12 protein-coding genes are annotated in these 13881 nt (G+C 69.6%); 2 read left to right on the top strand and 10 right to left on the bottom strand.

The features are described 5' to 3' along the window. Window positions 1-26: 26 nt before the first annotated feature. The 7 genes from A37E_RS0100895 to A37E_RS0100865 form a co-directional block, all read right to left on the bottom strand. Window positions 27-689: a methionine ABC transporter permease gene (locus tag A37E_RS0100895; RefSeq protein ID WP_029554901.1), complete on the bottom strand. Its 663-nt coding sequence runs from the start codon at window positions 687-689 to the stop codon at window positions 27-29. A 16-nt stretch (window positions 690-705) separates the two neighbouring features. Next, window positions 706-1836 (bottom strand): methionine ABC transporter ATP-binding protein, encoded by a 1131-nt coding sequence (locus A37E_RS0100890; RefSeq protein ID WP_029554900.1) that lies wholly within the window; start codon window positions 1834-1836, stop codon window positions 706-708. Between the two features lie 292 nt (window positions 1837-2128). Continuing rightward, window positions 2129-2692: a TetR/AcrR family transcriptional regulator gene (locus A37E_RS0100885; RefSeq protein WP_029554899.1), complete on the bottom strand. Its 564-nt coding sequence runs from the start codon at window positions 2690-2692 to the stop codon at window positions 2129-2131. Beyond that, complete coding sequence (locus tag A37E_RS0100880; protein ID WP_029554898.1) at window positions 2692-3156, bottom strand: nuclear transport factor 2 family protein; 465 nt, start codon at window positions 3154-3156, stop codon at window positions 2692-2694. The genes A37E_RS0100885 and A37E_RS0100880 overlap by 1 nt, the downstream gene beginning before the upstream one ends. A 120-nt stretch (window positions 3157-3276) precedes the next feature. Continuing rightward, the gene (locus A37E_RS0100875) at window positions 3277-6408 is read right to left on the bottom strand and encodes an efflux RND transporter permease subunit (RefSeq protein WP_038192361.1); all 3132 of its coding nucleotides are present in this window, start codon (window positions 6406-6408) and stop codon (window positions 3277-3279) included. Next, window positions 6408-7652 (bottom strand): efflux RND transporter periplasmic adaptor subunit, encoded by a 1245-nt coding sequence (locus tag A37E_RS0100870; protein WP_029554896.1) that lies wholly within the window; start codon window positions 7650-7652, stop codon window positions 6408-6410. Before A37E_RS0100870 ends, A37E_RS0100875 begins: the two co-directional genes overlap by 1 nt. Before the next feature lie 101 nt (window positions 7653-7753). Then, window positions 7754-8404, bottom strand: a complete 651-nt coding sequence (locus A37E_RS0100865; RefSeq protein WP_029554895.1) for a TetR/AcrR family transcriptional regulator — start codon at window positions 8402-8404, stop codon at window positions 7754-7756. Between the two features lie 196 nt (window positions 8405-8600). Here A37E_RS0100865 and A37E_RS25025 point away from each other — a divergent pair, with 196 nt between their 5' ends. Together A37E_RS25025 and A37E_RS0100855 are read left to right on the top strand one after the other, a co-directional pair. Then, window positions 8601-9098 (top strand): DUF3574 domain-containing protein, encoded by a 498-nt coding sequence (locus A37E_RS25025; protein ID WP_051678686.1) that lies wholly within the window; start codon window positions 8601-8603, stop codon window positions 9096-9098. A gap of 300 nt (window positions 9099-9398) precedes the next feature. Further along, on the top strand, window positions 9399-10112 hold the full coding sequence (locus tag A37E_RS0100855) for a sulfate transporter family protein (protein WP_029554893.1): 714 nt from the start codon (window positions 9399-9401) through the stop codon (window positions 10110-10112). Window positions 10113-10291: 179 nt separating this feature from the next. On the opposite strand, the gene A37E_RS0100850 is transcribed toward A37E_RS0100855, so the two are convergent. Genes A37E_RS0100850 through A37E_RS0100840 form a run of 3 tightly spaced genes read right to left on the bottom strand, consistent with a single transcriptional unit; the run spans window position 10292 to window position 13800 of the window. Then, window positions 10292-11638, bottom strand: a complete 1347-nt coding sequence (locus tag A37E_RS0100850) for an AarF/ABC1/UbiB kinase family protein (protein WP_029554892.1) — start codon at window positions 11636-11638, stop codon at window positions 10292-10294. 31 nt (window positions 11639-11669) lie between these two features. After that, complete coding sequence (locus A37E_RS0100845) at window positions 11670-12167, bottom strand: DUF6790 family protein (protein ID WP_029554891.1); 498 nt, start codon at window positions 12165-12167, stop codon at window positions 11670-11672. A 37-nt stretch (window positions 12168-12204) separates the two neighbouring features. Further along, window positions 12205-13800, bottom strand: coding sequence for a serine hydrolase (locus A37E_RS0100840; protein WP_029554890.1), 1596 nt, complete (start codon window positions 13798-13800; stop codon window positions 12205-12207). Between the last annotated feature and the right edge of the window lie 81 nt (window positions 13801-13881).

Below are 13881 nucleotides of genomic sequence, written 5' to 3'. Positions count from 1 at the left end.
TTGTAAGGGTCTGCGCGCGCCGGGGCTCAGCCGCGGCTGCGCTTGTCGAGGCGGCGGGCGAGGCGGTCGCCGAGGGTCTGTACCGCCTGCACGAGAAGGATGAGCACGAGCACCACCGCCGCCATCACCTCGGGCATGAAGCGCTGGTAGCCGAAGCGGATGCCGAGGTCGCCGAGGCCGCCGCCGCCCACCGCGCCCACCATGGCCGAGTAGCCGAGCAGCGACACCGCCGCGAGGGTGAGGGCCAGCGTGATGGCGGGGAGCGCTTCCGGCAGCAGCACCTTGGCGACGATCTGGATGGGGCTCGCCCCCATGGCCCGCGCGGCCTCCACCAGCCCCTGGTCCACCTCGCGGATGGCGGCTTCGATGAGACGGGCGATGAAAGGCGCCGCCGCCACCGTCAACGGCACGATGGCCGCGCTGGTGCCGATGGAGGTGCCCGCCACGAGGCGGGTGAAGGGGATGATGGCGACCACGAGGATGATGAAGGGCGTCGAGCGCGCCGCATTCACCACGAGGCCGAGGGACTGGTTGAGCCACGGCGCCGCGAACAGCTCGCCCGACCGGCTGGTGGCGAGGAACACGCCGAGCGGCAGGCCGATGAGGGTGCCGAGCGCGCCGGAGACGGCCACCATGTAGAGCGTCTGTTGGGTGGCGTCGATGATGAGGTCGACGATGGTGGGCGGCAGCAGGCCGAAGGTGATGTCAAACATAGCCGAGAACCTCCGCCGTCAGATTGAGCCGTTCCACGGCATTGATGACGGCGCTGAGCGTGGGCGCGTCGCCCGGCACCGAGACCACGATGACGCCGAAGGGCGTGCCGGCGATCTCGTCCACCTGGGCCTGGATGATGTTCACGTCCACCGAGAGCAGGCGCGACACCCGCGACAGCACCGGGTCCTGCGCGTGCTCGCCGGTGAAGACGATGCGCAGCACCGCCTGGTCGCGGCCCTCGCGCGGCTCGGCGGAAAGCTGCTCTGCGACGCGGCGCGGCAGGCTCTTCGCGGTCAGCGCGGCGAGGAAGGAGCGGGTGGTGGGGTGGCGCGGGCGGGCGAACACCTCATAGGTGGCGCCGTCCTCCACGATGCGGCCGCCGTCGATCACCGCCACCTTGTCGGCCACCGCTTTGATGACCGCCATCTCGTGGGTGATGAGCAGCACGGTGAGGTTCAGTTCCGCATTCACCCGGCGCAGCAAAGCGAGGATCTGCTCGGTGGTCTCGGGATCGAGGGCCGAGGTCGCCTCGTCGGAGAGCAGCACGCGGGGGCGGGTGGCGAGCGCGCGGGCGATGCCGACGCGCTGCTTCTGGCCGCCGGAGAGTTCGGCCGGGTAGCGGTCGCGCTTGTCGGACAGGCCGACGAGATCGAGCAGCGGCTCCACCCGCGCCTTGATTTCGGTGCGCGGCACGCCGGCGATCTCCAGCGGCAGGGCCACATTGTCAAAGGCGGTGCGGCGCGCCAGCAGGTTGAAGTGCTGGAAGATCATGCCGATGGAGCGCCGCTCCTTGCGCAGCGCGGCCTCGTCGAGGGCGCCGATGTCCACATCGTCCACCAGCACGCGCCCGCCGGAGGGCTTTTCCAGCCCGTTGACGAGGCGGATAAGCGTGGACTTGCCCGCCCCCGACCGGCCGATGACGCCGAGGATCGCGCCTTCCGGCACATCCAGCGTGATGTCGGAGAGGGCATGCACCGCCGCGTGGCCGCTCCGGGCGGGATACGTCTTCGCCACCCGCTCGAAGCGGATGATGGAGCGCGCGGGCGCGGGGATGGCGGCGGGGGCGGCGGACGGGTCTGGAAGGGTAGGCACGGCGGCCGCCAAAGTCAGGGGGGCGTTCATGAAAGGCTCCGGCATTGCCGGCTGTTCGTCAATCCGGTCTTTCGTCCGGCGCGGAGAGGCGGCGGGAGGGAGCGGAGGACGGGGGAACAGGCGGCTCGGGAAGGGATGGGTGTCGGCGCAACCGGGACAGGGCCACGCTCTGCGCGGCATTCGGCGGTTTCACGCCGCTCCAGCGGCTGTCAGCGACACATCATCATAGGAAGGCCCATCCGTTCCGGGGCGAACATGGTGGCAATATTGTTCGTTTTATCGAACGCGTCAAGTCTGAATTAAGTTGATTATATTTGTCTGGTTAGAGTCCGTCCAGCAGCCGCCGGCCCAGTCGCTCCAGCGCCCGGCCGAACACGGCGGGATCATTCAGCGCCCGGGCCAGCACCAGCGCACCCTGGATGGCGAGCACGGCCTCCTCCGCCCGGTCGTCCGCTTGAGCGGAGGGGAAGCCCGCGCGGGTGAGGGCGGCGGCCAGCGCATCGCGCCAGCGGGCGAAGTAGGAGGCGACCGCTGCGCCGAACCGGTCCCGCACCTCGCCCAAAGCGAACACGCCCACGAGGCAGACGCGCCGGCCCGAGCGGAAATAGGCATCGGTGCGCGCCAGCATGTCCCGCACGGCGGCGGCTGCATCGTCCTGCTCGCGCAGGGGGGCGTAGACGTTGGCCTCGAACCAGCCGTCGATCTCGGCCAGCACGGCGGCCGCCATCTCCTCCTTCCCGCCGGGGAAGAAGTGATAGAGGCTGCCCTTGCCGAGCCCGGTGCGGGCGGTGATGTGGGCGAGGCTCGCCCCCTCGTATCCGTGCTCGCGGAACACCTCGCCCAGAAGGGGCAGGATGTCCGCGCGCTCGGCCACCGTTCGTGCCATCACATCCCCAGTTCGGTGAGGCCCGGATGGTCCGCCGGACGCGGGCCGAGGGGCCAGTGGAAACGGCGGTCGCTCTCGGCGATCGCCACGTCGTTGATGGAAGCCTCGCGCCGGCGCATCAGGCCCTCGGCGTCGAACTCCCACTGCTCGTTGCCATAGGAGCGGTACCACGCGCCATCGGCATCGTGCCACTCATACTGGAAGCGCACCGCGATGCGGTTGTCGTTCAGCCCCCACAGCTCCTTGATGAGGCGATAGTCCAGCTCCCGCCGCCACTTGGCGGTGAGGAAGGTGACGATCTCCGGCCGGCCGGTGAGGAAGTCGGAGCGGTTCCGCCAGCGGCTGTCGGGCGTGTAGGCGAGGGAGACGCGCTCGGGGTCGCGGGTGTTCCAGGCATCCTCCGCCATGCGCACCTTCTGCGTGGCGGTCTCGACGGTGAAGGGCGGAAGCGGCGGGCGGGCCATGGGTTTCTCCTGTACCAATCGGTCAATATTTGACCAAATGGTACAGATTGCGGCGCGAGTCAAGCGGCCCTCCCGTCCGGGTGGAGGGGAGGGCCGCTGGCTTGGGGGATGAAAGGCCGGCTACTCGCCTGCCGGGTGGTGCAGGGCCGGGGGAAGATCGTGGCCGTCCGGCTCGTCCTTGGCGCCGATGAAGCGACCGAAGATGCGGCCGAGGATGTGGCTCAAATCGTCCATCACCGTGAACACCGCCGGCACGAACACCAGCGACAGCACGGTGGAGGTGATGAGGCCGCCGATGACCGCGATGGCCATGGGCGCGCGGAAGGCGCCGCCTTCGCCCAGCGCCATGGCCGAGGGCACCATGCCCGCCACCATGGCGATGGTGGTCATGACGATGGGCTGCGCCCGCTTGCGGCCGGCCTCGATGAGGGCGGTGAAGCGGTCGACGCCCTGGTGCATGGACTCGATGGCGAAATCCACCAGCAGGATGGCGTTCTTCGTCACGATGCCCATCAGCATCAGGAAGCCGATGACCACCGGCATCGACACCGAATTGCCGGTGATGAGCAGCGCGATGAAGGCGCCGCCCACGCTCAGCGGCAGCGAGACGAGGATGGTGATGGGCTGCAGGATGTCGTGGAACAGCAGCACCAGCACCGCCAGCACCAGCATCAGGCCCGCCGCCATGGCCATGGCGAAGCCGGAGAACACCTCCGCCATGATCTCGGCGTCGCCGGCCTCCTTCAGCGTCACGCCGGCGGGCAGGTTCTGCGCCGCGGGCAGGGCCTTCACTTTGGCGAGGGCGTCGCCCAAAGGCGTGTCGCCCACGAGGTCCGCCTCCACCGCAACGCGACGCGCGCGGTCGTAGCGGTCGAGCGCGGTGGGGCCCTTGCCGAACTGGACATCCGCCACGGCGGAGAGCGGCACCGCGCCGCCGGAGGCGGTGGGCACCTTCAGCGCGTCGAAGGTGGAGAGCCGGGTCCGCGCGTTCTCGGCGAGCTGGACGCGGATATCGATCTGCCGGTCCTTGGCGGAGAATTTGGCGAGGTTGGCGGAGATGTCGCCGATGGTGGCGATGCGCACCGTCTCGGCGATGGTGTCCACCGAGACGCCCAGCTCCGCCGCCTCGTCGAGCTTGGGCACGATGCGGATCTCCGGCCGGTCCAGGGCGGCGGAGGAGACCACGTTGGCAAGTTCCGGCACGCCCGCGCGCACCGCCTTCTCCACCGCCACGGCGGCGTCCGCGACGGACGCGCCATCGCTGCCGGAGAGGATCACCTGGAAGCCGCGCTGGGTGTTCTGCCCGTTCTGGCTCCAGGAGACGCGCAGGTCCGGCATGGCGGCCAGCGTCTTCGAGAACTGGGTCTCGAAGGTCTTCTGGTCGATCTTGCGCTCGCTGCGCGGCTTCAGGTTGATGACGACCTGCGCCTTGCGCACCTCGCCGGAGGTGAGGGCGAGGCCGCCGGAGCCGCCGGAGCCGGCGGTGGCGTAGACGCTCTTCACCTCGGGCAGGCTGAGGGCCGCGCGGGCGATCTCGTCCGACACCTTCTGCGTCTCCGCGAGCGTGCTGCCGGGCGGCAGCTCCACCGAGAGAAGGGCGCGGGAGATGTCGTTGGTGGGCAGGAAGCCGGAGGGCAGCAGCGTGGACAGCCAGATGGAGCCGGCGAAGATGGCGATGCCCATGCCGATGGTGGCGAAGCGGTGCTTCACCGACCAGGAGAGCAGGCGCACGTAGCCGCGCATCACGAGGCTGTCCCGGCCCTCGCGGTGGCCGGTGTCCTTCAGGAAATAGGCCGCCACCAGGGGCGTGATGAGCCGCGCCACCGCCAGCGAGAACAGCACGGCGATGGCCACCGTCAGGCCGAACTGCTTGAAGTACTGGCCCGCGATGCCGCCCATGAAGGACACGGGCGCGAACACGGCGGCGATGGTGAGGGTGGTTGCCACCACCGCGAGGCCGATCTCGTCCGCCGCCTCGATGGCCGCGCGATAGGGAGATTTCCCCATGCGCATGTGGCGGACGATGTTCTCGATCTCCACGATGGCGTCGTCCACCAGAATGCCGGTGACGAGCGTGATGGCCAGCAGGCTCACCGCGTTCAGCGAGAAGCCCAGCATGTCCATGACCCAGAAGGTGGGCAGGATGGACAGGGGGATTGCGAGCGCGGTGATGAGCGTCGCGCGGATGTCGCGCAGGAACAGGAACACCACGATGACCGCGAGGATGGCACCCTCGATCAGCGTGTGCATGGCGCTCTGGTAGTCCGACTTGGTGAAGCGGACCGTGGTGTCGATCTCGGTGATGGTGACGTCGGGATGGGCGGCGCGCAGCTTGGCGAGTTCCTCGGTCACGCGGTCATAGACCGTCACGTCCGAGAAGCCCTTGGCGCGGTAGACGCCGAAGGCCACAACGCTCTTGCCGTCGAGCCGCGCGAAAACGCGCTGCTCGGCCGCGCCGTCCACCACGGTGCCCAGCTCCCCGAGCCGCACCGAGCGGCCGTTGGAGAGCACGATGCGGGTATCGGCCAGCGCCTCCACCGAGGACGCGCCGGCGAGCGTGCGGATGGGCTGTTCCTGCGTGCCCACCTCGCCGCGGCCGCCGGAGACGTCGAGATTGGTGGCGCGCAGTTGCCGGCTGACCTCGGCGGCGGTGATGCCGAGCGACATCAGCCGGTCGGGATTGAGGGAGATGCGGATCTCGCGGTCCACGCCGCCCTGCCGCTTCACCTGCGCCACGCCGCGCACGCCCTGCAAGGCGCGGGCGAGGGTGTCGTCGATGAACCAGCTCACCTGCTCCGTCGTCATGTTGGGCGCGGAGACCGCGTAGGTGACGATGGGCAGGCCTTCGATGTCGATGCGCTGGATCTGCGGCTCGTCGATGGAGCGGGGCAGGTCCATGCGGATCTTGGTGATGGCGTCGCGCGTGTCGTTCACGGCGCGGTCCACCAGCGTCTCCAGGTGGAACTCCACCAGCGTGACGCTCGCCCCCTCGCTGATGGAGGAGGTGATGTGCTTGACGCCGGAGATGCCGGCGATGGCGTTCTCCACCTTCTTCGTCACCTGCGTCTCCAGCTCGCTCGGCGCGGCGCCGGACTGGGTGACGGTGACCATGACGATGGGCAGGTCGATGTTCGGCATCTGCGTCACCGGGAGTTCCCGGAAATGCACGATGCCGAGCGCCGTCAGGATGAAGAAGAAGACGAGCGCGGGGACGGGCTTGCGGATCGCCCAGGCGGAGACGTTGAGGGCCATCAGCGCGCCTCGCCCACGGAGAGCGGCGAGCGCACCGGAGTGACCCGGTCGCCGTCGCGCAGGAAGCTGCCGGCCCGCGCCACCACGTCCGCGTCGGCGGAGAGCCCCTCGGTGACGAGGATGCGGCCGTCCTTCTTCAGGCCGGGCGTGATGCGCTGGATGCCGACGATGCCGTCGGTGACGGTGAGCACATAGGCGCCCTCTGCATCGAACATGACGGCGGACTGGGGCAGGCTGAGGCCCTTCACCTCGCCGAGCGCGATCACCGCGCGGCCATAGGCGCCGGACTTCAGGCGCGGGTCGTCGGGCAAAGCGATCTTCACCTTGCCGAGGCGCGAGGCGCGGTCCACCTCGGCGGAGACGAGGCGCACCTTGCCGCCGATGGGCTCATCGAAGCCGGCCGGCACCACCTGCACGGAAAGCCCGTCCTTCATGCGCGGCATGGCGCCTTCCGGCACGTCGGCGTCGAGGTCCATGGCGCCGTCCTCGGCGATGCGGAACAGCGGCGCGGCGCGTGTGGAGAGGGCGATGGCGCCGAGCTTCGCCTCACGCGACAGCACGAGGCCGGCAGCGGGGGCGCGCACGTCGGTGCGCTTCAGCTTCACCTCGATCTCGTCGCGCTGCGCCTTCACGAACACCGCTTCCGCCTGGGCGGCAATCAGCGTCTCGCGGGCGGCGGCGACCTGGGCGGTGGCGACCTTGGCCGCGCGCTCGCGCTGCTCCAGCTGCTCCTGGGAGGAGGTGCCGGTCTTGCTGAGCTGGCGGGTGCGCTCCACGGCGGAGGTGGCTTCGGTCTCCTGCGCGATGGCCTGATCGAGGGCTGCCTGCTGCTGGGCGATGGCGGCGCGGGCTTTGGCGGCGGAGGCGGTATTCTGGGCGAGCTGGGTCTCCAGCACGTCGCGCGAGAGGCGGGCCAGCACCTGGCCCTTCTGGACCCGGTCGCCGGCCTCCACCAGGATCTCCATGAGGCGATAGCCCTCGATCTCCGGCCCCACCTCGATCTCTTCGCGCGGCTTGATGGAGCCGGTCACGAGCAGCGTGTCGGTCAGGGTATCGGGCCGGGGCTTCACCACCGTCACCGAGAGCGCCGACGCGCGGGCCGCATCGGCCGCCTTCGCGGGCTCGGCCGCAGTCGCAGGGGGCGCGGCAAGGGCGCCGGCGGCGAGGACAAAGCAGGCCGAGACGGCAAGGCGGGACGCCGCGGAGCGGGCGGGACGGAGCGCCGGACGGACGGACGCGGACATGGCGGAAAGAACCTCGTTCCGGATGGGCGCGGGAACGTGCGGTTCAACCGCGGCATTCCCGTGACGTAAGGGGGCGAAGATGCAGTTCTCGATGGTGCGTGTCATTCCGGCACCGCTTTCGGTTGGGCCGGGGCCAGCATCCGGCGCACCATCGCCTCGATGGCGGGCATCCGCTCCTCCAGTTTCCATTCGGGATGGAGCTGGTGATGCAGCAGCACGCCGTCGCCGATGAGCTGGATCACGATGGCGACGCTCTCGATGTCGAGCGCGGGGTCGATCTCGCCCTGCTTCACGGCGGCCGCAAGCGCATCGGCCAGGAGGGTGCTGGTTTCGGCCTCGCAGGCGTCGATGGTCTTGCGCAGGTCGGCATTGCGGATCGCCTCGGCCATGATCTCCGGGCCGAGCCGGGCTGAGGCCATGTGATCCTCGGTCAGCAGCAGGGCGAGGCAGGACGACAGGGCGCCCAGCACCGACGGCGCCCTGGTGATCATGTCGAACATGCCGAGCCGTTCGGCCCGCTCGCTCTCGACGATGGCGGCGATGAGGGATTCCTTGGAGGGGAAATAGCGGTAGAGCGCCCCCGGGCTCATGTCCGCCTCGGCGCAGATCTTCTGCATGGAGGCGCCATGGAAGCCGTCGCGGCCAAAGCAGGCCTTGGCGGCATCAAGGATGCGCTTGCGCTGCTCCTGCCGGTGGTCGGGGCGCGGGGCGGCGGCTTCGCGCAGCGCGGTCTCTGGAATGGGGCGTGACATCAGCGCGGATCGGCACCTTGGGACATGAGCGAGAGCGAATGTTCGTTCGCAATACTGCGGGCACGATTGCGGCGCAAGAGTGAACGTTCGTTCGCAGTCCGGGCGAGGGCCGGTCCCGTGCGCACGGCGGCGGGTGCTTGCGGCCGGGCGCGGGGCCGCCAATGCTCAGGCTTCCTTAGCGGAGCCCTGATTCCCGATGCCGCTTCCGACGCCCTTTCCCGCCAGCAGACGCGAAGCGTGGCGATGCGCCGCGCTGCCGTTCGCCTGCCTGCTGCTCACCTGCCTGCTGCTCACCTGCCTGCTTCTGCCCACCGCCGCCCGCGCGGAGGAGGCCACCCCCGCGACGCTCAAGCCGGGCATCAGCGTGGTGATGATCGAGACCAAGCTCCTGTTTGGCCTCGCCAGCGCCGACGGCAGCGGGGTGAGCGAGCAGGAATGGGAGAGCTTCCTCACCACCGAGGTGACGCCCCGCTTCCCGGACGGACTTACCGTGATCGCTGCCTACGGGCAGGTGAAGGGCGAGGCCCACGGCACGGCGCAGGTGGTGCGCGAGGGCATGCGCCTCGTGCTCATCTATCACCCGGACACGCCGGAGGCGGCGGCCAAGCTCGCCGAAATCCGCAAGCTCTATTCCGAACGCTTCCACCAGTGGGGCGTGCTGCAGGTGACGAACGCGGTGCGCGTCACGCTGTGACCACTTCGGATCGTCGGCGATCCGTCCCCGGCGCTTTCAACCCTCACCACCGTCATGGCCGGGCTTGTCCCGGCCATCCACGCGGCTCGGCCGGGAGTACATTTTCGGCCACCGTCCCGTCGGCGCGACGTGGATGCCCGGGACAAGCCCGGGCATGACTCGTGTGCTGGGATGACGAGCGCGACGGTGATGACGCCACTTTGATTATCGGTGCTGGATGGTCCTGGCGCACTTGAGCCCCAGCGCCCCACACCCTACCTCTCGCCTGCGCCTGAAGGTCCGCGCTCACCGGGAACGATCATGCTCGCCGCCGCCATTCTCGCCTTGCGACAGACCTTCTCGCCGCTGCTGCGCGGCGTGCTGCTGAAATCCATGGGGCTGGCGCTGGCGCTGCTCATCGCCCTCGCCGTGGGACTGGAGGCGGCGCTCACCCACTTCGTCCACATCGCGTCCTATCCGTGGATCGAGACCACGCTGGCCGTGATCGCGGGGCTGGGGCTGGCGTTCGGCGTGGTCTATCTGATGCCGGCGGTGTCCTCGCTGGTGGCGGGCCTCTTCCTCGACGACGTGGCCGATCGGGTGGAGACCACGACCTATCCAAACGATCCGCCCGGCCAGCCGCAGCCCTTCCTGCGCGCGCTGTTCTATTCGGTGCGCTTCTTCGGGCTGGTGCTGCTGGTGAACCTCGCGGCGCTGCTCCTGCTGCTGGTGCCGGGGGTGAACGTCATCATCTTCTACGTGGCCAACGCCTATCTCATCAGCCGGGAATATTTCGAGCTGGCCGCCATGCGCTATCGTACGCCGGAAGAGGCACGGGCGCTCAGGCGGGCGAACGGGGTGACAGTGTTCGTCGCCGGCCTGCTCATCGCGCCGATCCTGTTCGTGCCGATCCTCAACCTGATCCTGCCGGTGTTCGGCACCGCCTTCATGGTCCACCTCCACCGTCGCCTCGCCCCGCTGCCGGCCGCGCGGGCGGGGGATGGTTCGCTGGTGATCGAGGGGCGGCCGGTCTAGCGGCTCTGTACCCCGGCCGAGCGGAGCGTGAGCGGAGGGAGAGCCGGGGTCCAGCGCAAAGGTACGCCGAAGGCGGCTCAAGCGGGGATGCGGCAGGCGTTGCCGGCTTCGCCGCCTTTTCCCCTGGGTCCCGGATCGGCGCTCCACCTTCGGTGTCGCTGGTCCGGGACGCGGTGGCCCTAGAGCCCGGCCACCGTCATCGCCTCCGCCTGCCGCGCGGCGACGCCCTCGGCGGAGAAGTCGGCGATGGCATCCTCGAACAGGCGGTGGAAGTTCAATTCCGCCTTGAGGTGCAGGAAGACGCCGCCGAGGCCGATGGCGGCGCGGTCCATGAACACGAACTCCCGCGGCACCGTCACAGGCCCGAGCTGCTTCAGCGCGGTGTGGACGGTGAAGGCCTCCTTGCGGCCATAGGCGGCGGGCGACACCCCGTCGGCGATGGTGCGCACCCGGTCGTCCATGAGCGGGCCGTAGATGAAGCGCGCCCAGATGTTCAGGACATCGATCAGCTCGCGCTTCAGCCCCTTGAAGCCCCACGTCTCGTAGGCGTGCACCACCCGCGCGTCGTCGCCCGCCATCAGCCCGCGATAGAGGTCCACCACGCCCGCCACGAAGGCCGGCGGGAAGATGCGGATGCAGCCATAGTCGAGCAGGTTGATGCCGGCCGGACGGCCCTCCACCGAGAAGACGGTGTAATTGCCGAGGTGGGGATCGCCATGGATCACGCCGAAGCGGGAGAAAGGCTGCCACCAGGCGGCGAACATGGCCTCAGCGAGCGCATTGCGCTCGGCCAGCGGATGGTCGGTGAAGCCGAGGATCTTTTCGCCGTCCAGCCAGTCCATGGTCAGCAACCGGCCGGTGGAGAGATCGGCATGGGTACCGGGCACGCGGACCTTGGGCTCGTCCTTCAGGATATGGGCATAGAGCGCGGCGTGCTTGGCCTCGCGCCGATAGTCCAGCTCCTCGCGCACCCGTTCGCCGATCTCGCGGGCGATCTCGCGGGTGTCGATGGCGCCGTCCATGCGGCGATGGATGGAGAAGAGCACGTCGAGCTGGGAGAGGTCCGCCTCAACGGCGGCCTGCATGTCCGGATACTGGAGCTTGCAGGCGACGCGCGCGCCCTCCAGCGTCACCGCCTTGTGCACCTGCCCGAGGGAGGCGGCGGCGGAGGGGGCGTGCTCGAAACTCGCGAATTTCTGCTCCCAGTCGCGGCCCAGCTCCGCCATCATGCGGCGGCGCACGAAGGCCCAGCCCATGGGCGGGGCGTCGCTCTGCAGCTTCTGCAATTCCGCGGCATATTCGGGCGGCAGCACGTCCGGAATGGTGGCCATGAGCTGGGCCACCTTCATCAGTGGCCCTTTCAGGCCGCCGAGGGCGGAGGCGAGGGCGGCTGCGTTGTTGCCGTCGCGGTCGAGCCCCATGAGGCGGGCGCCGGCGATGCGCGCGGCGACCCCGCCCACATTGGCGCCCACCCGGGCATAGCGCGCGGCCCGCGCGGAGAAGCGGTTTCTTTCCTCGTCCACCATGCCCGTCCAGGCGCTCCAGCTCTATCCCGTCCTACGGGCGCGAAGCCCGGTCGGATCGGTAGGTGAGGGCGAGGAGGATGACGAGCAAAAGCGGCGTGAGCAGGTCCGTATAGAGAATGGGGCCGGCATTGCCTGCGGCCAAATTGCCGGTCCTGCCGATCTCGATGATGTGGTTGATGCCCGCCCCGCCGAGGAAGCCGGCCATCATCACCGCCACGGCGGCGCGGAAGCCCCAGTCGCGCCAGAAGGCGGCGATGACGCCGGCGAGCCCCATGCCGAGATTGGCGAGGCCCACCTCGGTCTGGAACGGGCTCGTCGCCCAGCCGATGGCGGCGGCGGACTGCGCCGGGAACACGATATGCCCGAGCGCCCCCCACAGCCCCATGAGGCCCACGGGGAAGAGGTTGATATAGCGCAGGAGCGCCCGCGCGAGATCGAGGGGCCGGCGCGGCGCAGGCTGGCGGGCGAAGGAGAGCGCCGTCAGCAGGACGACCGCCGCATAGGCGATGAGCGGAACCCAGAAGACCATGGCGCTCTCCCTGTCTGCCCGTCACTTGTGGGCACACTCACTTGCGCGCAAACGTGCCGAGCCCGTTGTCGTTGAAGACTTCCACCGTCATCCGCCCGTCGGCGAATTTCACCTGCGAGATGGTGCCCGGCGGGAACGTCTCCTCGCCCACCGGGCGGAAGGTGAAGGTGTCGCCGCTCCAGTGGGCGAGGGGGTAGCGGCGGGGCAGGGGGCCGATGATGAGCACGAGGCCGCCCGCCTCCTCCGCCACCGTGGCGTCGCCGAAATAGGCGTTGGCATAGGTGCCGGTATAGTTCGCCAGCGGCTTGGCCGGCTCCGGCTTCTGCGGCGGCGCCTTGCCCACGAGGTCGCCGGCCGGCTTGTACATGGGCATGATGAGGGGCTGGTAGGCGGCGTACCAGTCGCGCGTGAGCCCGCCGAACTGCACGAAGTCCATGAAGCTCATGGCCAGCGCCTCGGGGGCGCCGGTGGGCTGGGCATTGGTGAGCACGACGATGCCGAGCTTCTCCGAGGGCAGCAGCACGAAATTCGTCGCCGCGCCGAGGATGAAGGCGCCGGAATGGTCCAGCGTCACCCGCCCGGCCGGGGAGACGCCGACGCCGAAGCCGTAGCCATAGGTGCCGGGGCGGGCATCCACCGCATAAGCGGGGGAGGAGATGGTCTCGCCCCGCATGGCCGGCAGCAGCGCGGCGGCGGGGACGATCTCGTTGCCCTCAAAGGTGCCGTTGCCGAGCACGAAGGCGAGCCACTTCCCCATGTCCCGCGCGGACGAGGACACCCCGCCCGCCGGCGCCTGGGCATCGGGATCGCGCTGATATTTCGGCACGAAGGCCCCATCCGCCTTCCCGTCGGCCCGCACATGGGGGATGGCGCGGTTGGGGCGAGCCATGAAATCCGCAAAGCGCGAGGAGGTCGCCGCCATGCCGAGGGGCTTGTAGAGCACCGCCTGCGAGAGGTCCGCCCACTCCTTGCCGGCGGCGGTGGCGACGCCCTCGGCGGCGGCGGTGAGGCCGAAATTGGTATAGAAATAGCTCGCGCGGAACGGCGCCAGCGGCAGCAGCCTCAACCGTTCCAGCACCTGCCGGCGGTCGAAGCCGATGCTCTCCAACTCGTCGCCCGCATGGTCCGGCAGGCCGGAGCGGTGGCTGTAGAGGTCGGCGAGGGTGACGTGATCGCTCACCCACGGGTCGCTCAGCACGAACCACGGCAGCAGGGTGCGCACCGGCATGTCCCACTTCACCCGGCCTTTGCCCACCTCATGCGCCACCACGCCCGCGCCCACCGCCTTGGACAGGGAGGCGAGCTGGAACACCGTGTCGGCATCGATGGGCACCGCCTCGCCCGCCTTGCGCACGCCATAGCCCTTGAGCGCCAGCACCTTGCCGTCCTGCACCACCACCACGGCGAGGCCCGGCACGCCGGAGCGCGCCATCATCTCCTGCGCCAGAGAGTCGATCTCCTTCACCGCCCGCGCGATCTGGCCGGGCGGGATGGAGACGCCCGAGGTCTGCGGCGGCGGCTTCGACCCATCGATGGGGTCGTGGGCGAGGGCGGGGAGGGGCGCGGTCGCGAGGAGGGCGGCGAGGAGGGGGCGAGTGAGCAAGAGACGGGCGAGGCTGAGCGGGGTCATCATGGGGCGGCCTCCGGTGGCGGGCATCGTGCCGTGCACCCGCAGCCGACAGGCTTAACGGCTCCGCGCGGTCGCGTGCAAGGG

Source organism: Xanthobacter sp. 91 (assembly GCF_000702385.1).
Classification (GTDB): Bacteria; Pseudomonadota; Alphaproteobacteria; order Rhizobiales; family Xanthobacteraceae; genus Xanthobacter; species Xanthobacter aminoxidans.
This window is presented reverse-complemented; position numbering and strand designations above follow the sequence as displayed.